Origin of the sequence: Desulfotignum phosphitoxidans DSM 13687, from assembly GCF_000350545.1 — a bacterium.
Taxonomy (GTDB): domain Bacteria; phylum Desulfobacterota; class Desulfobacteria; order Desulfobacterales; family Desulfobacteraceae; genus Desulfotignum; species Desulfotignum phosphitoxidans.
In genome coordinates this window covers 25,624-48,114 of the sequence record NZ_APJX01000005.1, presented here as the reverse complement: position 1 = coordinate 48,114, position 22,491 = coordinate 25,624, and the positions used below count along the sequence as shown (strand labels likewise).

The following is a 22,491-nucleotide window of genomic DNA, read 5'->3' as shown; positions in this document are numbered from 1 at the left end:
TGCGGCCTGTAATCAAGGAGAGGAGAGCCCATGCGTAGAATCAGTCTTTATTTGATTGCAGCCACGTTGTTGCTTTCCGGAATCCTTTCGGACAGATCTTTTGCACAAACAGATTCTGACCGGCAGACAAAAATCGTTTTTGCCGGATCTGCCGACTATCCGCCTTTTGAATGGCTCGATGCAAAGGGGCGGGCCAAAGGGTTTATCATTGACCTTCAGGAAAGTATGGGACGGCATGGCGGAAGAACGGTCGAACACCGGCTGGAAAACTGGCCGGATGCGGTATCCGCCGTCAAAACCGGCAAAGCGGATGTGATTGCTTTTTTTGCCTCAGAGGAGCGCAGTCAGCACTTTGACTTCACGCTCCCGTTTTATCACCTGTCCCATGCCATTTTCTCCCATACCAAAGGCAGACAGTTCAGAAGCCTGGATAACCTGAAAGGCTTTCGGACGGCGGTTGTGTCAGGCAGTTATGCAGAACGCCGGCTGCAGGAAGAACAGACCGGCATCACTCTGGTTCCGGTGGATACCGAGCGGGCCTGTGTCGAGGTGGTTCATACCGGCCTTGCCGATGCCTGCATAGAAGTCTCTCTGACCTCCCGACAGAATGCAACAGGCATGGATGTTGTTCAGACAAGCCATCTATTCTGGCACCAGCCCTATGTTTTCGGAGTTCGCAAAGGCAATACCGAACTGCTGGAGTGGATGAACCGGGAGCTGGCCGCCATGCAGGCGGACGGCACTTATTTTTCGATCTACGAGAGGTGGAAAAAAGCCCTGGAGTGGCATCCGCCGACAATGACCGATCACCTGCAAACAATCGCCTGGATCTTGATCCCTTTGGTTCTTTTAGGCCTGGCCGGACTGTCCCTGTCCTGGTATCTGAAACGCCAGGTAGCAAAACGCACCCGCCAACTGCGCTACCTGGCGGAATATGATGTAATGACAGGCCTTCACAGCCGCCAGGCATTTGCCGACCGCCTTGAACAGCGCCTGGTCCAGAAATCCGGACACCCCCCTGTGGTCGTGTTTCTTCGCCTGAAAAACCTGGAATCCATCAACAGTCTGTTCGGCCGTTCCGGCTATGAAAAGATGATCAAAGATTTTGCACACCGTCTGCAATATCTTGATTTTTTAGAGACAACCCATTCAGGCATCGGTTATTTTATCCTGGCAGCCCGGCCCGGCACCCCGCCTGCCCGGATTTACGACCTTCTCAAGATATCCTGCAAAATCGACGGGGTGGATGTCACTCCCGAGGTGGTGATGGGGGTGAGTGTCGGAAAGGTGGCCATGGGGTCCTCCGGTCCCAAAGCCGAGGAATACATCCGTCAGGCCATCACCGCCTATTCTGCGGCGATCCATGAAAATCTGTCATGGCGAACTTATTCACCGCAGCTGGAACCTGATTCCGATGACCTGATTCTGTTACATGACCTTCATCTTCACGGCACCCGGGACATGCATCTGGTGTATCAGCCAAAACTTGACCTGGCCAGCGGACGTATTCAGGAAGCAGAAGCACTGATCCGCTGGCATCACCCGAAACTGGGCATGATCTCTCCGGGGAAATTCATCCCGATGCTGGAGAAAAGCGGCCTGATTCGTCAGGTGACCCGATGGGTCATCAAAGAAGCGGTACAGGAACTGATCCGCTGCCGTGAATATAACGCCCGGTTCAGAATCAGTGTGAACATTTCTGCAAATGATCTGACCGATGAAGATCTGGTGGATTTCATCAAAGAACAGCTGGAACCGGACATCCGGAAAGGACTCTGCTTTGAGGTAACCGAAACAGAGATCATCCAAAATCCCGACCACGCCCGGGAGGTCATTTCAGACCTGCATGATGCGGGGGTCCGCTGGGCTATCGATGATTTCGGCACGGGTCATTCCTGCCTGACCTATCTGAGCCGGTTTGATATTGACGAGGTGAAACTTGACAGAAGTTTTGTCAAAAACATTTTAACCAGCCCCCGTGACTTTGATATTGTCGCCGGCATGATCCATCTGTCCCACAATCTGGGGCTCACGGTCACGGCGGAAGGCATGGAAGACGAGGCCACACTGAACGCTTTGGCAAAAATGGGCTGTGACACAGCCCAGGGGTATGTGATCGCCAGGCCGATGCCTGCAAAAGACATCTATCCTCTCATAAAGTAGAAGATATCATTCAAAAACTGGAGAAAGACGAGGTAGAGCACTCCGAAAAAAGTCCCTTGTCCGATGAGGTGTGATCAGCGACCGACATATTCGCAGTTCAATCCACCTGGCAAGCATCTCAGCCAATTTAACTTCATCATTTGTTATCAATATGTCTATATGTTTTATTTTGAAATATTTTTAATTGACTGTTAAAAAAATTTACTTTATAGACGTGTAATACTCATATAAGTTTCATTTGTAAACAACTTGCTTTAGGAGATTGATCAAATGTTAAACAATTCTTCAAATATTTCACCCCGATGGTTCATATCATCCTCCGTCCCTGTGACGAACCGGATGGCCAGTGATATTGCAGCCATTCTTTTGAATATTCCAGTCTCATTCTGTCAGCGGATGTTGGAAAAAACCATGTTTTCAATTGATAGGAGCCTGAAATGCTGAAACTGTTTTTCCCTTTTATTGAATGGTTCAAAGATTATAATTCTGAAACACTCAGAACTGATTTTTTATCCGGACTGACCGTTGCATTGGTACTTATTCCCCAGTCAATGGCCTACGCCCAGCTGGCAGGTCTCCCTGCCTATTACGGCCTTTATGCTTCGTTTCTGCCACCCATGATCGCGGCGCTGTTCGGATCAAGCCGACAACTGGCCACTGGACCGGTGGCGGTTGTTTCCTTGATGACTGCCGCCTCTCTTTCTCCTCTGGCTTCAACAGGCAGCGAGGGATATATCGCTTATGCCATTATGCTGGCACTTATGGTGGGCGCGTTTCAGTTTCTCTTAGGCATTCTGAGACTCGGCCTGGTTGTTAATTTTCTTTCCCATCCGGTGGTAAACGGGTTTACCAATGCCGCCGCCATTATTATTGCATCGTCCCAGTTATCAAAACTGTTCGGCGTGAATATTGATAAGGCGGCGCATCACTATGAAACCATCATGAGAGTCATAACCGCGGCGATACATTACACGCACTGGCCCACCTTCTTTATGGGCGCCCTTGCCTTTGCAATCATGTATATTCTCAAACGGATTGCACCTAAAATTCCAAATGTACTGGTGGCTGTTGTTGTAACCACCCTCATCTCTTGGGGAACAGGGTTTGAAAAAAATACAGTGGTTGATATATCATCCATCAAGTCAGAAGATGTCGGTGAAACGATCCAGACATTTAACGAAACAGTCACTGCAATCAACCCCCTGTCCGAAAAAAGGACAGAAGCGGGCAAAATACTTGACACCCTCCATGATCCGATTGAACGGATCAATGTCCAGCATGAAATTAATGTCTATTCGCTTCAAATCGAATTGCTGGAAAAAAATGCGCAAAAATACAGGGAAAAAATCAGAAATTTTCTGTTCAACAAAGTGAACGGAACACAAGGGTCAATGAATTTTTATTTAAAAACCGACCCAGAAAATGGATTGGATACCGATGGGAGAACCTGGCGCATCAAAGTCAAAAACAACCCGATCTCACTTGACAATATTAATATGAGTGGGGGGGGAGCCGTCGTCGGAAATATCCCCAAGGGGCTTCCTTCCTTTGGAATACCCCAAATAAACTTAAAAATTATCACCCAGATGTTTCCCTATGCCGTTATTATTTCACTTCTGGGGTTCATGGAAGCCATATCCATTGCAAAGGCCATGGCCGCCAAAACCGGCCAGCGTCTGGACCCTAATCAGGAACTCATCGGGCAGGGACTGGCCAACATCCTCGGATCTTTCGGGAGAAGCTATCCGGTTTCAGGATCTTTTTCCAGGTCTGCTGTAAATCTTCAGGCGGGGGCTATTTCAGGGTTTTCCAGTGTGTTTACCAGCTGTATTGTGGTAATTGCTTTGTTATTTTTCACACCACTTCTTTATCATTTGCCACAGGCGGTATTGGCAGCAGTCATCATGATGGCCGTCATCGGGCTTATAAATATCAGTGGGTTTATCCATGCCTGGAGGGCCCAGTGGTATGACGGCGCGATTTCCATTATCACTTTTATCTTTACCCTGGCTTTTGCCCCTCACCTTGACAAAGGGATCATGATCGGCGTCCTTCTTTCCCTGGGGGTGTTTTTGTATAAAAGCATGAGACCGGGTGTAGCTTCCTTGTCACGACACACGGATGAAGACTTTCGCGATTCAATGATAAATGAACTGATGGAATGTGAATATGTTGATCTGATAAGGTTTGAAGGCACGTTATTTTTTGCCAATGCCAGTTACCTGGAAGATAAAATTAATGAGCGCATTCTGGCAAAGAAAAATCTGAGACATATCATAATCGCATGCAACGGCATCAATGATATGGATGCCTCGGGTGAAGAAGCACTCTCCCTGGTCATAGACCGGGTGAGAAGCGCCGGCATCGATATCTCATTCAGCGGAATCAATGAATCCGTGATGACTGTCCTGGAACGAACACATCTGCTTGAAAAAATAGGTCCCAGTCACATTTATCCCACCATGGAAAAAGCGATCTGTTCGGTTCATGAAACCGCCCATAAAGGTGGGACTGAAGAACAGTGTCCCCTTACAACCGTTTGCCATATTGCGCAAACTATGAAATAAAAATATAATTAATGTCCGTCACAATTAAATACAGAGGAGACGATCAATGCCAGTCATAACCATATTCAGCGGTGTTTTCTGCAAGAAAAAACCGGTTCTTGAAAAAATCATGGAAAAAATCAAATATGATATCGTTACGGATAATGAAATCATATCTGAAGCTTCCTGGATTTCAGGTATGCCTGAAAATAAAATTAAAACCGCCTTTTCTTCCAAAGTTTCCGTATTCAATAAGTTCACCCATGAAAAAGAACGGGCCACTGCCTGGATCAAACTGGCACTGGCAAGGATGCTTTCAAAAGACAATCTGATTGTCGAAGGACTCAGCAGCCAGCTGATACCCAAAGAGATTACCCATGTACTCCGCATCTGTATTATTGCAGACATGAAATTCAGAATCATGGCTGCCAAGGAAGAAGGAAAATCTGAAAAAGAAGCGATCAGTTTGATTCACAGCAGTGACAAGGACAGGAGTTCGTGGGTATATGATATTTTAAATACCAAAGATCCATGGGATCCGTCTCTTTATGATATGATCATTCCCACAGACAAGATGGATTTGGAAGAGGCTGTCGCCTTGATTGAAAGCCATCTTGGCAGCGAGGTCATTAAAGCCACGGAGCAGTCCAAAAAAGCGGCTAAGGATTTTATCCTTACATCCGAAGTGGAAGTGGCGCTTGCCAAAGAAGGCCACAGCGTGGGTGTCAATGCAAAAGACGGGGCGGTTACCCTGAGTATCAATAATCATGTCCTCATGTTGAGCCGGCTTGAGGATGAATTGAAAGCCATTGTGGAAAAAGTACCGGGCGTGACTTCCGTTGAAACAAAAGTCGGCAAGAAGTATCACCAGGCGGACATCTACCGCAAATATGATTTTGAAACCCCAAAAGTGCTGCTGGTGGATGATGAGCGAAAATTTGTCCAGACCCTTTCTGAACGTCTCATGATAAGAGACATGGGGTCAGCCGTGGCCTATGATGGCGAGTCCGCCCTGGATATGATCAATGATGATGAACCCGAAGTCATGATTCTTGACCTTAAAATGCCCGGAATCAACGGTATCGAAGTTTTAAGGAAAGTCAAAGAAACAAGACCCGAAATAGAGGTGATTATTCTAACCGGCCAAGGGTCTGAAGAGGACAGAAAAATCTGTATGGATCTTGGGGCATTTGCCTATCTTCACAAACCGGTAAAAATTGACTTTTTAAGCGAAACCCTGAAAAAAGCAAAAGAAAAAATGGAAAAGGCCCGGGAATTAAAGAAAGGCCAATAGCAAAGGAAAATAATGGCAAACAGAATTATAAAAATTCTACTGGTCGATGATGAGGAACGACTGCTGGATTCGATGGCCCGGCGGCTTGCACTGCTGGGTTTTGAAACCATCAAAGCATCATCCGGCACCCGTGCCATTGAAGTTGCGTCAAAAACCCGAATCGACCTGGCCATTGTGGATTTAAAAATGCCGGACATGGATGGCCTGACCACCATCACCCGCCTCAAGCAGATCACTCCTGACCTGAAGACGGTTCTTCTGACCGGCTATGGAAGTGAGGAAACCCGACAAAAAACCAAAATTTCGGGCTCAGAGTATTTTGAAAAAGATTCTATGAGTGATTTGTGGGATTTGATCAAAGGATTCAGCGCCAAGAGCACAAAACAGTTACCTTCAAAAGAGTTGATTGATCCCGCCGGCAGGAGATCCGGGGATCTGCCGAAAATAATCGGGGAGACCCCCGGCATGCAGCGGCTGCGCAAAGATATTGAGCGCCTGTCGGAAATGGACTGTACCATCATGATTCGGGGGGAGCAGGGAACCGGAAAAGAACTGGCTGCAAGGGTGATCCACAGATCAAGCCACCGTAAAGACCAGCGATTTCTGGCTTTTAACTGTGGCTGTTTCAGTGATGATTTTAATTTCACAGAACTTTTGGGCTCTCTTGAGGGGTCGGGCTGGTATCCTGGTTCAGTCGGTGAAAAATCAAAAAATTTGCGATACATTGGAACCATCTTCCTGGATCATTTCGAAACCATGCCGGAACAGACCCAGCAGGATATGCTCACATTGCTGGAAGATACCCTGTCGACGCAATCTCAGGATTCAGCAGAATCATTGAGGGATATCCGGTTTATTATTGCAACCCACCAGGACCTTAAACAACGGGTCGAAAATAATAAATTCAACAAAAACCTTTATCAGAGACTGAATGCCATATCAATAAACATCCCGCCGCTTCGGGAGCGCCGGGATGATATCTTTCCATTATGCCGCTACTTTTTAGCCCAGCTGAATAAAGAATTTAAAAAAAATGTTGAATCATTTTCAGAAGAGGTGCTTTCCATTTTCATGGCCTACCCTTTTCCCGGCAATGTCCGGGAACTCAGACATATTATCGAGCGCGCAGTCATTTTAACGGACACCGCCTCGATAGAAATGGTCCATCTTCCCGATCGGTTTAAGAAAAAAAACCAGACAGTCCCCGCAAAGATTGAAGGTCCATTTGAAACCCTCAGTGAACTGGAAAAAAAACATATCCTTAAGGCGGTTGAGCTGACCCGGGGCAACCGGTCAAAGGCGGCTGAAATTTTAGGCATCAGCCGCGCGGCATTATGGCGAAAACTTAAAATTTTCACGGCAGAAAACTAAACCGCTTTTTGAAGAACTCTCCAAAAGGGTGCAAAACATATCGCATGACCGCTGGACCTGTTTTTTTCACAGCCCCTGATGCGGACAGGATTTTGTAAGCCGGACTATTCCACGATTTCCAGGATAACCCGTTTCTGCTCTTTGGCTGATGCGCACGAAAGAATAGTACGCATTGCCTGGGCGGTTCTGCCTTTTTTACCGATGACTTTCCCCAGATCCTCCTTTGCCACCCGAAGCTCCAGAACAAGGGTCTGCTGCGCCTTTATTTCCTGGACATCCACCTGATCCGGATCATCGACCAAAGACTGTGCAATGTACTTGATTAACTCTTTCATGACGGGGTCTCCTTTTTCTGTATACCAAAATGATAATCAACGTCTATATATCGCCCGGTCAACCCTTGTCGGGATATCGGCTTTGTGTGGTCCGTCAGTGGTGAAATAATCATTTTTACCATATCATAACTGGTTCAATTCACAAGTGTTATTTTCTTTTGTTTTTCCAATAATCGGCATTTTCCTTGACAACAATCAGAATTCCGTTATTTTATGTGCCGTAACTTGAATATGCTCAGGTTCGACATGAGAATGGATTTTCCGAACCGTCGGTGATGCATTCAATGCCCCTTGAGCCCGAAACCAGTAAGGAAACACCAGTGACAACGGAAATCGACGCCATCACCTCCCAGCGGAAAATGCTGTCTGAAGCCGGATATGCAGAACCGGCCATCAATTACTTTATTGAAAAAAAATATATGGGTCATCTTCAGGACGCCAGCCAGATATCTGAAAAAGTCGGCTCCTGCGGCGATATCATGAAAATTTATCTCAAGGTGGATGAACACAACATCATTCAGGATGTCCGGTATGAGATCACCGGGTGTGCCGGTGCCATATCCGCTGCCATGGCCGTGGTGGATCTGATCAAGGGTCAACCCCTGGACAAGGCATTGACCATCAATGACGGAGATGTGTTTAAACGGCTTGAAAACATTCCGGAAAAAAAACACCATTGCATCCAGCTGGCCGTTAAAACCATGCACAAGGGCATTGAAGAGTACCAGTCCGCCAGTAACCTTTGATTCATCCGGATAGTTTGTTGTCGTTCAGCGTTCAAGGTGCCGCTGAAACCGCCGGACCTGATTTTGATAATAATTTTGCCGGTCCCGGGCCAGCTCAAGGGCTTTTCGAGCGGCTGATACTGCTTCAGCCACACGGTGGTTGGCAAACAGGGCTTCCGCATAGGTGTCTTGCACAAACGGCGACTGGGGTGCCAGGCCCACGGCCCGGCCGGCCAGATTCAGCGCACGGCCCGGGTCCTGAATTTCCGTTACCGGGCATGTCGCCAAAAGCCAGGCCAGATTATTGAGGGCATGGACATGATTTGAGTTGATACCAATGGCGGATTCGTAAGCGGCGATTGCCTGGATGAAATTCTGGGACGCATAGTGAAAATCTCCGGCAACCACATGCAGATCCGCATTTTCAGGATCCATCTTTAATTGCTCAAGCACCAGCCGACCGGTAACAAAATTGTCAATCCCGGGCTTGAATTGACCATAAGACAGGTGATATCCGAACCCGACGACACTGATCAACCCGATCACGGCAACACCGATCATGCGCCGGACCCGGCGATGATGATGCGCAATCAACGCGCTGTTCTCCTGGCATTTTTCCAGAAACCGGATGCGCTGTCCAATGCTGAAGTGATGCCAGTTGGGACGTTCCATATCCTGTCGGCTGATGGCGCCGATTTTATAAAATGTCCGGATCAAGGGAAAGGCATTGGGAAAGAATCGAAACAGATAAAGATCGGCCTGGCGTTCAAAGTTTCGCATAAAAAATCCGAACACGAAACGGAAATATACGATGAAAAAACAGATGAGAATCGCACCCATCAGCACCGAATGAACCTGAGATATGTCTATTCCTGAAAAAACAGGCTCCGGGAAATAGGTCGCCCCTGCCAGAACCAGAAGCATCAAGGGGTCATACAACACCGCGTTACAGGCGATGAATCCGGCAAAAAAAACCAGATAATACAGCATGTGCCAGTGCTTGACATGACCGATTTCGTGGAGAATGACCGCAGCCAGCTCCTCATCATTCAGAGAACCGAGCAAGGCCGGGGTCACCAGGATATATCTGAATTTTCCCACCAGACCCATGACACCGGCCGTGATCATGGAGCCGGCAAACAGATCCCATATCAAAATATCGGCATACCGCAATCCGGCCATATGACAGACCGCCTCGATCCGGGATCTGCCAAGCCCTTTCTCCATGGGCCGGCATTGCCAAATTGTTTTGATGAACACCGGGCCGAACACCGCAATCCCGGCCATAAACACCATAATGATGATCATTTCACCGGCCGGACCGTTCATCAGATCATCCAGCGGAGGATACGCAATGAACCGGATCAAATCCACAAACAAAGACAGGCACAGCCAGGGAAGCAATGGCGGCAAAGCAAATGACAACTGGGAAAAAATGTATTGTTTACAGGAAACCGGCCGGGAAAACAAATGTTTTTGAACCGGATAGGCCGCATGCCAGACCATGACCAGGTATGAAACAAACAATCCTAAAAACAGCAACGCTTCCAGCGTGGGAACCTTCTGAAACAATTGAACATGAGAAAATGCCGTATTGAGGCGAAACACATAAATATTGACGGCAAATACCAGTAAAGCCAGCACAGATAAACGGGATATGGTGCTGGAAACCGCCCGGTCCTCCTGAAAGGTGACAGATTTTTTAGCAGCGTTCAATATACGCCGGAAACTCAACCGGCAGATCAGAAAAAAACCGATGCCCAGCACCAGGCTCTGCAGCCATCCGGGCGATGTCCCTGGCCCATTGACACCAAACAGTTCCGATGTCGCATAAATGATCAACGCCACCAGAAAATATATGATTGTGGAAAACACGATGGGATCTCTTAAATGATTCCGTGGGCCGCAAACTGTTTCAGCACCACCCAGGTTTTCACGTCAAACCGGATGTCCGGCGTATTCAACAGCTGTTCAGCCGACTGCGGGGTAAGCAGAATCACCTGAATATCTTCAGAATCCTCAATATGGTCGCTGGAAGGAACCCCGTCGCATTCCGCGTACAACAGACTGACGGATTCATCCGTCATGCCTGAGGAGGAAAAAACCGCAGGACTCTGCGCCAGCACCTTTGTCAAGTGCAGGCCGGTTTCTTCGAACAGCTCCCGCCGACCGGCCGTAACTACGCTTTCCCCCGGATCCAGCAAACCGGCGGGAAACCCGTATTGATATCCCCCCAGCACCACCCGGAACTCTCTAATGATCACCAGGCGCTGTTCTTTGACATGATAGGGAACGATCACCACGGCATCCGGTCGATCCCGGGTTGTTTCTTCAAAATTTTTCGGGCCGGACCGGGACGCGAATGTCCAGGTTTTGTCTTTGCCCACCCGGTCCTGATATGTCAGGGAAAACAGATTCAAATGATGCATATCGGTTAATTTCCGAATCTGATGAATCTTCATGAAACACTCCTCATTAACCTGTACCATGTGATGATTTGATTGTCCGAAAACAGACAGATCACAGATATGTCAGATAACCGAAAACCAGCCAGAAATGACAGGCACTGCCCAGCAGCACACAGATATGCCAGATTTCATGAAACCCGAACATTTTTGGAAACGGATCCGGTTTTTTGAAGATATACACCAGGGCTCCGAGACTGTAAAACAAACCACCTAAGGCCAGCCATAACAGCGGGGCTGGTTCCAGAATTTGTACCAGCGGATAAACCGCCACCATGCACAGCCACCCCATACCCAGGTAGATCAACGTGGAGATCCAGCGGGGAAGATTCATCCAGAACAGCTTCAGCACGATTCCCACCGCAGCAAATCCCCAGATGATGCCGAACAGCGACCATCCCCAGGGTCCCCGCAGCGGCACCAGGCACAAAGGCGTATATGATCCGGCAATGACCATGAAAATCATGATATGATCGATGCGGCGAAAAATAGCCAGCGTTTTGGCTGACAATTGCAGGCCATGGTAAAGAAAGCTGGCTGTATACATGAATACCAGCGTGGTCCCGAAAATGGCAAAAGACACCACATGCCAGGCATCGGCCTTGACAGCGGCCATGACCACCATCAAGGTCAGGCCGGCAATGGATGCCAGGCTGCCCGCCATATGAGACAATGCGTTGACCGGCTCTCTGAATAATTTCAATGGATTTTTCATGCAGATACTTTACGCTTTTTTTGTACTGTCTTCAATACAAATGCGCTGTTGTACTTAAATTTTTACCCGGATCCACTGGTTAATAACCAGGAATAACCGAAAAAAATCTTGATAATTTACCGGGGTGTGCTAATACATGAATGGTAATTTCGTATTTACCCCCACGTTAATGAAGTAAACTTTAAACCACAGGAGGAAAGGATTCATGAAACCACTTAAAATGGTCGTTGCGTGTATCAGTATTCTTGCCATGTCTGCCATGGCCATGGCCGGTACCCTGGATGATGTCAAAGCCAAGGGCTATGTTGATGTCGGCATCAACGGCAGCTTGTTCGGATTCGGCATGCCCGATGAAAAGGGCGAAATGAAAGGTCTGGATGTGGACACGGCCAAAGCCATTGCCGCAGCGGTATTCGGCGATGCATCCAAAGTCAAATTCACGGCCCTGACAGCGGTCCAGCGGCTGCCGGCCCTTCAGTCCAAAGAGATTGACGTACTGTGCAGGAATACTACCCAGACCCTGTCCAGAGAAACCCAGTCCGGCTTGAATTTTGTTCAGCCCAACTACTATGACGGCCAGGGGTTTCTGGTCCCCAAAGCATTGGGTATCAAAAGCGCCAAAGAACTGGACGGCGCCACCGTCTGTGTCCTTCCCGGCACTACCACGGAAATGAATGCCGCTGATTTTTTCCGGGCCAACGGCATGAAATGGTCTCCCGTGGTCATTGAAAATACCGCTGAGCTGAACAAAGCTTTTTTTGCCGGTCGTTGCGATGCATTGACGTCTGACATGTCCCAGCTGGCAGGCAACCGGTCCGTGGCACCCAATCCCGAAGATTATATGCTGCTGCCGGAAGTCATTTCCAAAGAACCGCTGGCCCCGGTGGTCCGGCATGGAGATGATCAATGGTTCGATATTGTCAACTGGACCATGATGGCGTTGATCGAGGCGGAAGAACTGGGTATCACCTCCCAGAATGTGGATGACATGCTCAAATCGGAAAATCCGGGAATCAAACGCTTTTTGGGTGTAACACCGGGGATGGGCCAAATGCTGGGTCTGGACAATGAATGGGCCTATAACATTGTCAAACAGGTGGGCAACTACGGGGAAATATTTGAAAGAAATGTCGGTCCTGATACACCCCTGGGTATCCCCAGAGGCCTGAACGCCCTGTGGACCGATGGTGGACAGATGTACGCTTCTCCCATCAGGTAGACTTTTTTTCCGACCCGAACCCTAAAAGATACCTTAAGTATCGGGCGCTCCGGATTTAATCATCCGGAGCGTCTGATATCAGATCTCCCTATAATGGAAAAAACATCTGAGCCATGACACCTTCTGAATCAGAACCAAAAGTACCTTTCTGGCTGGATCCCGGAAAACGGGCCATCGGATTTCAGATTATCACCTGTCTGATGGTGGGTCTGCTGGCCTGGTATCTGGTGAACAACACCCTGGTCAACATGGAAAAACAGTCCATCGCCTCTGGATTCGGTTTTCTGGAAAGAGAAGCCGCCTTTGAAATCGGTGAAAGCCTGATTGAGTATTCTGCGTCAGACAGCTATGCCAAAGCCTTGTTCGTGGGTGTGCTCAATACGCTGAAAGTTTCGTTTATCGGTATAATTCTTTGTTTGATCATCGGGCTGTTCATCGGTGTGGCCAGACTGTCCACCAACTGGCTGGTCAAAAAACTGGCCATGATTTATATTGAGGTGATGCAGAACATTCCGGTTCTGCTGCAGCTGTTTTTCTGGTACGCCCTGTTTTATGAAATGTTTCCAAGTCCCCGACAGGCATTGAACCCCATGGCCGGACTGTTTCTGTGCAACCGGGGCGTGGCCCTGGCCGTGCCTGCTTCCCATCCCGCTTATTTTCAAATGTTTGTTGCGCTGATTATCGGCCTTGCTTTGGGATTCGGTCTTAAACGCTGGGTCAAAAAACGCAAATTTACCACCGGCCGGGATTTTCCGGTGCTGTGGCCGTTTCTGGGCCTGTCCTTAGGGCTGCCGTTGCTGGTCTGGGTCCTGCACGGTGCCCCCATGCAGATGGATGTGCCGGAACTGAAAGGATTCAATTTTCAAGGCGGCATTATGCTGTCTCCGGAATTCTTCGCGTTGCTTTTAGGCCTGGTGATCTACACCTCTGCATTTGTAGCTGAGGCTGTCAGAGCCGGTATTCAGGCGGTCAGCCGGGGTCAGACCGAGGCCGCCATGTCCATCGGGCTGAAGAAAAAACATATTCTGAATCTGGTGATCCTTCCCCAGGCATTGCGCGTTATCATCCCCCCTTTGACCAGTCAGATGCTCAATTTGACCAAAAACTCCTCTCTGGCCATTGCCATCGGTTACCCGGATTTTGTTTCCGTGGCCAATACCACCATCAACCAGACCGGGCAATCCATCGAAGGCGTGGCCATGATCATGGCATGTTACCTGGTGTTCAGTGTTTCCACATCCATTTTCATGAACTGGTACAATAAAAAATCCAAACTGGTTGAAAGATAATTGCCATGGGTATTGTTGCCATAGACAAAGATGCCATCCAGAAAATGAAACCCCCTGTCGTGCATCGGGGAGCGATCGGCTGGCTCAAGGAAAATCTGTTCAACGGGGTATTCAACTCGATTCTGACCCTTGTGTTTTTAGCGTTTCTACTCAAATTTGTGCCGCCGTTCATTAAATGGGCGTTTATCGATTCGGTCTGGTTCACCACGGGAGCGGAATGCAAAGAATGCCCCGGGGCCTGCTGGTCCGTGGTGTTGAAAAACCTGCGGTTCGTCATTTTTGGATTTTATCCCCATGACCTTCACTGGCGGCCGTTTGGCGCCATGCTCCTGCTGTTCACGCTGCTGTTTTTTTCCTATCACAAACGGTTCTGGTCCAAAAAACTGGGATATGCCTGGATGATCGGCCTGGTGGCCATGGGCATTCTGATGAAAGGCGGAATTTTCTGGCTGACCCCGGTGGACAGCATGAAATGGGGTGGTCTGCCGCTTACACTGCTTTTATCGGTGTTCGGACTGGCAGCTGCCTATCCTTTGGGCGTGATTCTGGCTTTGGGCAGAGATTCCCATATGCCCATGATCCGGTATCTGTCCATCGGGTATATCGAACTGATCAGAGGCGTGCCGCTCATCAGTCTGCTGTTCATGTCCTCCATCATCTTTCCTTTGTTTTTGCCCGAAGGGGTGACCATCAACAAAATTTTGCGGGCCCAGGTGGCCATTATTCTGTTTACCGCCGCTTATGTGGCGGAAGTGGTAAGAGGCGGGCTCCAGGGCATGTCCGGGGGCCAGTACGAAGCTGCCGACGCATTGGGCCTGAACTACTATCAGACCATGCGGCTGGTCATTTTACCCCAGGCACTGAAAATTGTCATCCCTCCGACCTTGAGTGTGTTGATCTCCGCGTTCAAGGATACGTCTCTGGTGGTAATCATTGCTTTATACGATTTTTTGCTCACTTCCAAAACCGTGATCCAGCACCCGGAATGGAACGGATTCTCCACAGAGATGTACCTGTTTGTGGCGCTGATGTATTTCTTAGGATGTTTTTCCATGTCCAATTTTTCCAGAAAGCTGGAACAGGAACTGGACACGGACAAACGCAGTTAACCCACGTTTTAGGAACCTGATATGACCGACGCAACCGACGACCCCATCATTCAAGTGAAAAACCTTAATAAATGGTATGGTGATTTTCATGTGTTGAAAAACATCAACCTGGAAGTTAAACGACAGGAAAAAATTGTCATCTGCGGGCCTTCGGGTTCCGGAAAATCCACGCTGATCCGGTGCATCAACCGACTGGAAGAACACCAGAAAGGCAAAATCATCGTGGACGGCATTGAGCTGACCAACAATCTGAAAAACATTGAAACCATCCGCACGGAAGTGGGCATGGTGTTTCAGCATTTCAACCTGTTTCCCCATCTCACCATCTTAGACAACCTGACTTTAGGCCCCATCTGGGTCCGCAAGACCCCGAAAAAACAGGCGGAAGAAACCGCCATGTTTTATCTGGAAAAAGTCAAAATCGCGGAACAGGCCAACAAATTTCCGGGTCAGTTGTCCGGAGGTCAGCAGCAGCGGGTGGCCATTGCCCGAAGCCTGTGCATGAAACCCAAGGTGATGCTGTTTGACGAACCCACCTCGGCTCTGGACCCGGAAATGGTCAAAGAGGTGCTGGATGTAATGGTGCAGCTGTCGGAAGAAGGCATGACCATGATTGTGGTGTCCCATGAAATGGGATTTGCCAAAACCGTGGCCCAGCGGGTCATGCTCATGGATGACGGCATGATTTTAGAAGAAAACAACCCCATCGATTTTTTTGAAAACCCGCAGCATGAACGGACCCAATTCTTTTTAAGTCAGATTCTTCATTGAACATCACCCGATGAAGCCACCGGTCTGATACCTGTTTTTATTACGGTACCAGACCGTTTACAGGCGATTCTCACTCTTTTTTTCACAAATGATTTAAATCATTTTTTATTTTTCCGTTTTATTTTTAAAATGAATGATTATATGTTTAACCATAACAACAAAACCAGACGGTTCACATTAACATGCAGGTAAAATTATAAATGATACTCAATTTTTTCACCAAGGTCTTTGGTTCCAGCAATGATCGGATTTTAAAGAAACTGGCACCCCTTGTCCAGCGAATCAACGAACTGGAACCCGAGATGAAGCGGTTGTCCGATACGGATATGGCCCAAAAAACCCATGAATTCAAACAACGGGTGGCAAACAAAGAATCACTGGACGATCTGCTGCCTGAAGCGTTTGCCCTGGTCAGGGAAGCATCGGTACGCACATTGGGGATGCGGCATTTTGATGTGCAGCTCATCGGCGGCATTGCATTGCACCAGGGAATGATCGCGGAAATGAAGACCGGTGAAGGTAAAACCTTGATGTCCACCCTGGCCGCCTATTTGAATGCATTGTCCGGCAAGGGTGTGCACATTGTCACGGTCAATGATTATCTGGCCGACCGGGATGCACAATGGATGGATGAAATATACCGGTTTCTGGATCTGAGCACCGGTGTCATCCTTCATGACATGAACGACCAGGAAAGAAAACAGGCCTATGCCGCAGATATTACCTACGGGACCAACAATGAGTTCGGGTTCGACTATCTGCGGGACAACATGAAATTCGACAAAGACAGCCTGGCCCAGAAGCAACTCAATTTTGCCATTGTAGATGAAGTGGACTCCATTCTCATTGATGAGGCCAGGACCCCGTTGATTATTTCCGGTCCGGCTGAAAAATCCACCCATTTGTACACCCAGGTGAATGCCATGTTACCCGGATTTAAAAAAGACGAGGATTATACCCTGGACGAGGAGGCCAAAACCGCCACTTTGACCGAAACCGGGATTGCCAAAGGGGAAAAACTGCTCAATGTGGACAATTTATACGATCCCGCCAACATCGAAGTCCTGCATCACCTGAACCAGGCGTTGAAGGCCCATACCCTGTTCAAACGGGACACGGATTATATTGTCAAAAACAATCAGGTGGTGATCGTGGATGAATTCACCGGACGACTCATGTCGGGCCGGCGATACAGTGAAGGCCTTCACCAGGCCCTGGAAGCCAAAGAAGGCGTAAAAATCGAAAATGAGAACCAGACCCTGGCATCCATCACGTTTCAGAACTATTTCAGGATGTACGACAAACTGTCGGGTATGACCGGTACTGCGGAAACCGAAGCACCGGAGTTCAAAAAAATATATGACCTGAACGTACTGGTGATCCCCACACATAAACCCATGGTCCGGAAAGACTTTCCCGACCTGATCTACAAAACCCGTAAAGAAAAATATGATGCCGCCATAAAAGAGATCATGGATCTGCACAAAAAAGGGCAGCCCGTGCTGGTGGGTACCATTTCCATTGATGTGTCGGAAGATTTGAGTAAAACCCTCAAAAAAAAGGGAATTCCCCACAATGTACTGAACGCCAAGCATCACAAGGCAGAAGCGGAAATTATTGCCAATGCCGGCCAGAAAAACGCCGTCACCATTTCCACCAATATGGCCGGCCGGGGAACAGATATCAAACTTGGAGAAGGGGTGGTGGAACTGGGGGGACTGCATATTTTAGGAACGTCCCGCCATGAATCCCGGCGTATCGACAACCAGCTCCGGGGCCGGGCCGGACGTCAGGGAGACCCGGGTTCTTCCCGGTTCTATCTGTCCCTGGAAGATGACCTGCTCCGAATCTTCGGCGGGGACCGGATTCACAAGGTCATGGACCGGCTGGGCATCGAAGACGGTGAGCACATTGAACATTCATTCATTTCCAAGGCCATAGAAAATGCCCAGTCCAAGGTGGAAGGCCATAACTTTGAGATCAGAAAACATCTGCTGGAATTTGATGATGTCATGAATCAGCAGCGGGAAGTGATCTACCGGCAGCGCCGTCAGGCACTGCTGGAAAAAGATCTGAAATCCGTGGTCCTGGACATGATGGAAGACAAGACATGGGATGTGGTGAACGGATTTGTCTCCGATAAAACCCCTGCCAAAGACTGGGATCTTAAAGGCCTTGAAAAAGAGATCAAACAGGTGTTCAATTTTGATCTGGATTTGACGTCCCGGCCTTTATCTCATACCAGTCCGGATGATCTGGCCGACCATGTGTTTGACCAGGCCAAAACATATTATGAAACCAAAGAAGCCATGATCGGAGCGGACCAGGCCCGATCTCTGGAACGGTTTGTGGTGCTTCAGACCGTGGACACGCGATGGAAGGAACATTTGCTGGCCATGGATCATCTTAAAGAGGGGATCGGCTTGAGAGGCTATGCCCAGCAGGATCCGCTGCGGATTTACAAAAAAGAAGGCTTTGACATGTTTCAGGATCTCATGGCCCGGATCAAGGACGAAATTGTAGATATCCTGTTCAAAATCCAGATTACAGCAGCTGTGCCGGCGGAAGAACTTCAGCCCAAGCCCCGACAGGAACTGACCTTTTCCCATGCGTCAGAGGACGCGGTTAAAAAACCGGTGAAACGAACAACAGAAAAAGTACAGCGCAATGACCCCTGCCCCTGCGGCAGCGGAAAAAAATATAAAAAATGCTGTATGAATTGAGGCCCGGCAATGGCGAGTACTGATTTTCAAACCCGGACGGACATCTTTTCAAAAACACGAAAAGAATTGCCGCCGCAATATAAAGTCATTCTTCACAATGACGATTACACCACCATGGAATTTGTGGTGGAAATTCTGATCACGGTTTTTGGAAAACCACTTGAAAAAGCGACGCAAACTATGCTTAATATACATCATAAAGGAAACGCAGTGTGTGGCATATATACCAGAGAAATCGCAGAAACCAAAGTCGAGACGGTGCATCACCTGGCCAGCAGCCGGGGATTTCCTTTAAAAAGTACCATGGAAAAGGAGTAAGGCAAATATGATTAGCAAGGAACTGAGCACTGCCCTCGGGTTTGCCGTAAGGGAAGCCAAAAAAAGACGGCATGAATATGTCTGTGTAGAACATGTTCTTTATGCGATCCTGAACCATGAATCCGGTTCCGATACCATAGAAAAGTGCGGGGGAAATCCTGAACAGATCAAACAGGAACTGGAAAAATTTTTTGATGAAAAACTCACCAAAATCGATTCTCAGGAAGAATATGTGCTTCAGCAGACCATCGGGTTTCAGCGCATGATCCAGCGGGCCATCAACCATGCCCGGTCCGCTGAAAAAAGCGAGGTCAATCTGGGAGACATCCTGGCATCCATTTTTCAGGAAAAAGATTCCCATGCCGCGTTTTATCTGGAATCGGAAGGAATTACCCGTCTGGATGTACTGCGGCATATTTCCCATGCCACGGCAACGGACAAAAAATCCAAACAGACCCCGGACCCGGCCCAGAAAATGTTTAAAATGGATGACCGCAGAACCCAGCGGCAAAAGAAAAAAGACCCGTTGGAGCTGTTTACCACCAATCTGCTGACCAAAGCGGCAAACAACCGGATCGACCCGATCATCGGCCGGGAAAATGAACTGGACCGGGTGATGCAGGTGCTGTGCCGCCGCCGGAAAAACAATCCCATTTTAGTGGGAGATCCCGGGGTGGGGAAAACCGCTATTGCTGAAGGCCTGGCTTTAAAAATCCATCAGCATGAAGTGCCGGCCCTGCTCGAAGACAGTGAATTGTTTTCCCTGGATATGGGGGCGTTGCTGGCCGGTACCAAATACAGAGGTGATTTTGAACAGCGGCTCAAAGATGTGATCACTGCCCTGGAAGAAAAAGAAAACGCCTTGCTGGTTATCGACGAAATCCATACTGTGGTGGGGGCGGGTGCCACCAGTTCCGGTTCCATGGATGCCTCCAATATCCTGAAACCGGCCCTTTCTTCCGGGGATATCAAGTGTATCGGTACCACCACCTATGAGGAATACAAAAACCATTTTGAAAAAGACCGGGCCTTTTCCCGGCGGTTTGAAAAAATAGAAGTGTCCGAACCCAGTGTGGAAGATACCCGCATGATTCTCATGGGATTGCGGCCCTACTATGAAGAACACCATGGCCTGAACTATTCAGATCAGACCATTGAAGCGGCCGCATATCTGTCTGATAAATATATCAATGACCGGTTTCTGCCGGACAAGGCCATTGATGTGATGGATGAGACCGGGGCATATCTGCGCCTCAAAGGGGCCGCCAACCGCAAAAATGTTACACCCAAAGACATTGAAACCATAGTGGCCAAAATCGCCAAAGTGCCGGTGACATCTGTGACCGCCACAGACAAGGCCAATCTGGAATCATTGCCGGAACGGCTCTCCAATGTGATTTTCGGACAAGACGATGCCATTCAAATCCTGACCACCGCCATCAAGCGGTCCCGGGCCGGGCTGGCCGCACCGGACCGGCCTGTGGGTTCGTTTTTGTTCACAGGACCCACAGGGGTGGGCAAAACCGAAGTGGCCAAACAGCTGGCCGCCAACATGGGGATCGAATTTCTGCGGTTTGACATGAGTGAATATATGGAGAAACACGCCGTGTCCCGATTGATCGGTGCTCCGCCGGGGTATGTGGGATTTGATCAGGGCGGCATTCTCACCGACGGCATCCGCAAACATCCCTATTGTGTCCTGCTGCTGGATGAAATCGAAAAAGCACATATGGATCTGTACAATATCCTGCTTCAGGTGATGGATTATGCCACGCTGACGGACAATAACGGCAAAGCGGCGGATTTCCGCAACGTGGTCATTATTATGACTTCCAACGCCGGGGCCAGGGAGATGAGTGCCAACAGCATCGGATTCGGTGCTCAGGAAACCACCGGTGACACCCGGGGATTGAAGGCCGTGGAACAGACGTTCAGTCCTGAATTCCGCAACCGGCTGGACGGCATTGTTCAGTTCAACCACCTGTCCACAGCCACCATGGAAAAAATTGTGGACAAAGACATGGATGAGCTTAAACAGATGCTCAAGGCGCGGCAGATCCGCGTGAGCTATTCCGCTTCGGTGCGGTCTTACCTGGCCCAAAAAGGCTATGATCCCAAATTCGGAGCACGGCCCCTGGCCCGCCTGATTCAGGTGCAGATCAAAGACCGGCTCACGGATGAAATTCTGTTCGGCAAACTGACAAAAGGCGGTAAAATTCTGATTGGACTGAAAAATGATCAATTGACATTTCAGTTTAAGGACTGAATGCCTTTGTTTCGATTGTCCTCCCGCCTGGAATTCCCGCCGCCATGGCTGGCCCGGTCTGACGGGCTGCTGTGCATCGGCGGGGATCTTTCCTGTGACCGGATATTACTGGCATATCAAAACGGTATCTTTCCGTGGTTTTCAGACAATGAGCCTGTTTTATGGTGGTCTCCGGACCCTCGCCTGGTGCTCTATCCTTCCGGTATCCGGATTTCCCGGAGCCTGGGAAAAAAAATTAAAAAAAAAATTTTTACCCTAACGGTTAATCAGGCGTTTGAGCAAACGATTCAGGCCTGTTCTCAACCCAGAAAAGATCCGGATGAAGGCACCTGGCTGGTCAAAGAGATGCAGGAAGCATATATTGAACTTCACCACAAAGGATATGCCCATTCCGTGGAAGCCTGGCACCAGGACCGTCTGGTGGGAGGATTATACGGCGTGGGGATCGGGTGCATGTTTTTCGGAGAATCCATGTTCAGTTTTCAATCCGATGCATCCAAAGCAGCGCTGGTGGCTCTGGCCCATCATCTGGAAACGCATGGTTTTGACCTCATTGACTGCCAGGTGACCACAGACCATCTATGCCGGATGGGGGCGGTTGAAATCCCCCGATACCGGTTTCTGGACATCCTGGGCCGTTCCATTATCCGGCAACCAGTTCCCGGGGTCTGGGACTGCACAACCATTCCATCTTTCTGAACGACTTTCGTTGTCTTGACAAACCAGGATTCACTCCCATAATTTAAAGCATATATTTTTTTGGAGGATGTGCATTATGCTGCTCAAACTTTTTTTGTGTTTCACCCTGATTCCCATTTTGGAGTTGTATCTGCTCATTAAACTGGGGACGGTGATCGGGGGATTCAATACTATTTTGCTGGTGATCCTCACTGGATTTGCCGGTGCCTGGCTGGCCCGAATGCAGGGCATGGTGACCATGCTCAAAGTCCGTATGAATTTGCAGCAGGGCATCATGCCGGCAGAAGATCTGATGGATGGATTGATCATCCTGATTGCCGGTCTGGTTTTGATCACCCCGGGACTGATCACGGATGTTGCGGGACTGCTGCTGCTGTGGCCGGTAACCCGGAACCGTTTTAAACGGTTTCTGCGAAAAAAATTCGATGAACTCCAGGCCGGCGGCAATATTAATATCACCCGGTATCCTTGAAACAAATCAGG

The 22,491-nt window shown here is 48.8% G+C and carries 18 protein-coding genes; 14 read left to right on the top strand and 4 right to left on the bottom strand.

Annotated elements, in window-relative coordinates; all coding sequences use genetic code 11:
* Positions 1–30: 30 nt before the first annotated feature.
* From DPO_RS23945 to DPO_RS11985, 4 genes are all read left to right on the top strand, one after another.
* Complete coding sequence (locus DPO_RS23945) at positions 31–2,163, top strand: EAL domain-containing protein (protein WP_006966227.1); 2,133 nt, start codon at positions 31–33, stop codon at positions 2,161–2,163.
* Between the two features lie 437 nt (positions 2,164–2,600).
* Positions 2,601–4,730, top strand: a complete 2,130-nt coding sequence (locus DPO_RS11995) for a SulP family inorganic anion transporter (protein ID WP_006966225.1) — start codon at positions 2,601–2,603, stop codon at positions 4,728–4,730.
* A gap of 46 nt (positions 4,731–4,776) precedes the next feature.
* On the top strand, positions 4,777–6,003 hold the full coding sequence (locus tag DPO_RS11990) for a response regulator (RefSeq protein ID WP_006966224.1): 1,227 nt from the start codon (positions 4,777–4,779) through the stop codon (positions 6,001–6,003).
* A gap of 12 nt (positions 6,004–6,015) precedes the next feature.
* Positions 6,016–7,374, top strand: coding sequence for a sigma-54-dependent transcriptional regulator (locus tag DPO_RS11985; protein ID WP_006966223.1), 1,359 nt, complete (start codon positions 6,016–6,018; stop codon positions 7,372–7,374).
* A gap of 104 nt (positions 7,375–7,478) precedes the next feature.
* On the opposite strand, the gene DPO_RS11980 is transcribed toward DPO_RS11985, so the two are convergent.
* Complete coding sequence (locus tag DPO_RS11980; protein ID WP_006966222.1) at positions 7,479–7,709, bottom strand: KH domain-containing protein; 231 nt, start codon at positions 7,707–7,709, stop codon at positions 7,479–7,481.
* Between the two features lie 320 nt (positions 7,710–8,029).
* On the opposite strand from DPO_RS11980, the gene DPO_RS11975 reads away from it, so the two are divergent.
* Positions 8,030–8,455 carry an iron-sulfur cluster assembly scaffold protein gene (locus DPO_RS11975; protein WP_006966221.1) on the top strand — a complete coding sequence of 142 codons (426 nt, stop codon included), beginning with the start codon at positions 8,030–8,032 and terminating at the stop codon, positions 8,453–8,455.
* 24 nt (positions 8,456–8,479) lie between these two features.
* Here DPO_RS11975 and DPO_RS11970 read toward each other — a convergent pair whose 3' ends face one another.
* The 3 genes from DPO_RS11970 to trhA are packed head-to-tail and all read right to left on the bottom strand — an operon-like array spanning position 8,480 to position 11,602.
* Positions 8,480–10,309 (bottom strand): M48 family metallopeptidase, encoded by a 1,830-nt coding sequence (locus DPO_RS11970; RefSeq protein WP_006966220.1) that lies wholly within the window; start codon positions 10,307–10,309, stop codon positions 8,480–8,482.
* A gap of 11 nt (positions 10,310–10,320) precedes the next feature.
* Positions 10,321–10,896: an NUDIX hydrolase gene (locus DPO_RS11965; RefSeq protein ID WP_006966219.1), complete on the bottom strand. Its 576-nt coding sequence runs from the start codon at positions 10,894–10,896 to the stop codon at positions 10,321–10,323.
* 58 nt (positions 10,897–10,954) lie between these two features.
* Positions 10,955–11,602: a PAQR family membrane homeostasis protein TrhA gene (gene trhA, locus DPO_RS11960; protein ID WP_024334402.1), complete on the bottom strand. Its 648-nt coding sequence runs from the start codon at positions 11,600–11,602 to the stop codon at positions 10,955–10,957.
* Between the two features lie 217 nt (positions 11,603–11,819).
* Here trhA and DPO_RS11955 point away from each other — a divergent pair, with 217 nt between their 5' ends.
* The 9 genes from DPO_RS11955 (at position 11,820) to DPO_RS11915 (ending at position 22,480) form a co-directional block, all read left to right on the top strand.
* Positions 11,820–12,833: an amino acid ABC transporter substrate-binding protein gene (locus DPO_RS11955; protein ID WP_006966217.1), complete on the top strand. Its 1,014-nt coding sequence runs from the start codon at positions 11,820–11,822 to the stop codon at positions 12,831–12,833.
* 113 nt (positions 12,834–12,946) lie between these two features.
* Entirely contained in the window at positions 12,947–14,122 is a 1,176-nt protein-coding gene (locus tag DPO_RS11950) for an amino acid ABC transporter permease (RefSeq protein WP_006966216.1), read from the top strand.
* Positions 14,123–14,127: 5 nt separating this feature from the next.
* A complete protein-coding gene (locus DPO_RS25850) occupies positions 14,128–15,231 on the top strand; it encodes an amino acid ABC transporter permease (RefSeq protein WP_006966215.1) in 1,104 nt (367 codons plus the stop codon).
* A 21-nt stretch (positions 15,232–15,252) separates the two neighbouring features.
* Positions 15,253–16,002, top strand: coding sequence for an amino acid ABC transporter ATP-binding protein (locus DPO_RS25845; protein WP_006966214.1), 750 nt, complete (start codon positions 15,253–15,255; stop codon positions 16,000–16,002).
* A gap of 200 nt (positions 16,003–16,202) precedes the next feature.
* Positions 16,203–18,725 carry a preprotein translocase subunit SecA gene (gene secA, locus DPO_RS11935; RefSeq protein WP_006966213.1) on the top strand — a complete coding sequence of 841 codons (2,523 nt, stop codon included), beginning with the start codon at positions 16,203–16,205 and terminating at the stop codon, positions 18,723–18,725.
* A gap of 9 nt (positions 18,726–18,734) precedes the next feature.
* The gene (locus DPO_RS11930; protein ID WP_006966212.1) at positions 18,735–19,043 is read left to right on the top strand and encodes an ATP-dependent Clp protease adaptor ClpS; all 309 of its coding nucleotides are present in this window, start codon (positions 18,735–18,737) and stop codon (positions 19,041–19,043) included.
* A gap of 7 nt (positions 19,044–19,050) precedes the next feature.
* Positions 19,051–21,309 carry an ATP-dependent Clp protease ATP-binding subunit ClpA gene (gene clpA / locus DPO_RS11925; RefSeq protein WP_006966211.1) on the top strand — a complete coding sequence of 753 codons (2,259 nt, stop codon included), beginning with the start codon at positions 19,051–19,053 and terminating at the stop codon, positions 21,307–21,309.
* Positions 21,310–22,008: a leucyl/phenylalanyl-tRNA--protein transferase gene (aat, locus tag DPO_RS11920; RefSeq protein WP_006966210.1), complete on the top strand. Its 699-nt coding sequence runs from the start codon at positions 21,310–21,312 to the stop codon at positions 22,006–22,008.
* Positions 22,009–22,084: 76 nt separating this feature from the next.
* The gene (locus tag DPO_RS11915; protein WP_006966209.1) at positions 22,085–22,480 is read left to right on the top strand and encodes an FxsA family protein; all 396 of its coding nucleotides are present in this window, start codon (positions 22,085–22,087) and stop codon (positions 22,478–22,480) included.
* Positions 22,481–22,491 lie beyond the last annotated feature (11 nt).

Bases quoted from the DNA above. Each gene is read 5' to 3' on its own strand.
- DPO_RS23945 (WP_006966227.1), top strand. From the start codon at position 31: ATGCGTAGAATCAGTCTTTATTTGATTGCAGCCACGTTGTTGCTTTCC.
- DPO_RS11995 (WP_006966225.1), top strand. From the start codon at position 2,601: ATGCTGAAACTGTTTTTCCCTTTTATTGAATGGTTCAAAGATTATAAT.
- DPO_RS11990 (WP_006966224.1), top strand. From the start codon at position 4,777: ATGCCAGTCATAACCATATTCAGCGGTGTTTTCTGCAAGAAAAAACCG.
- DPO_RS11985 (WP_006966223.1), top strand. From the start codon at position 6,016: ATGGCAAACAGAATTATAAAAATTCTACTGGTCGATGATGAGGAACGA.
- DPO_RS11980 (WP_006966222.1), bottom strand. From the start codon at position 7,709: ATGAAAGAGTTAATCAAGTACATTGCACAGTCTTTGGTCGATGATCCG.
- DPO_RS11965 (WP_006966219.1), bottom strand. From the start codon at position 10,896: ATGAAGATTCATCAGATTCGGAAATTAACCGATATGCATCATTTGAAT.
- DPO_RS11955 (WP_006966217.1), top strand. From the start codon at position 11,820: ATGAAACCACTTAAAATGGTCGTTGCGTGTATCAGTATTCTTGCCATG.
- DPO_RS11950 (WP_006966216.1), top strand. From the start codon at position 12,947: ATGACACCTTCTGAATCAGAACCAAAAGTACCTTTCTGGCTGGATCCC.
- DPO_RS25850 (WP_006966215.1), top strand. From the start codon at position 14,128: ATGGGTATTGTTGCCATAGACAAAGATGCCATCCAGAAAATGAAACCC.
- DPO_RS25845 (WP_006966214.1), top strand. From the start codon at position 15,253: ATGACCGACGCAACCGACGACCCCATCATTCAAGTGAAAAACCTTAAT.
- secA (WP_006966213.1), top strand. From the start codon at position 16,203: ATGATACTCAATTTTTTCACCAAGGTCTTTGGTTCCAGCAATGATCGG.
- DPO_RS11930 (WP_006966212.1), top strand. From the start codon at position 18,735: ATGGCGAGTACTGATTTTCAAACCCGGACGGACATCTTTTCAAAAACA.
- clpA (WP_006966211.1), top strand. From the start codon at position 19,051: ATGATTAGCAAGGAACTGAGCACTGCCCTCGGGTTTGCCGTAAGGGAA.
- aat (WP_006966210.1), top strand. From the start codon at position 21,310: ATGCCTTTGTTTCGATTGTCCTCCCGCCTGGAATTCCCGCCGCCATGG.
- DPO_RS11915 (WP_006966209.1), top strand. From the start codon at position 22,085: ATGCTGCTCAAACTTTTTTTGTGTTTCACCCTGATTCCCATTTTGGAG.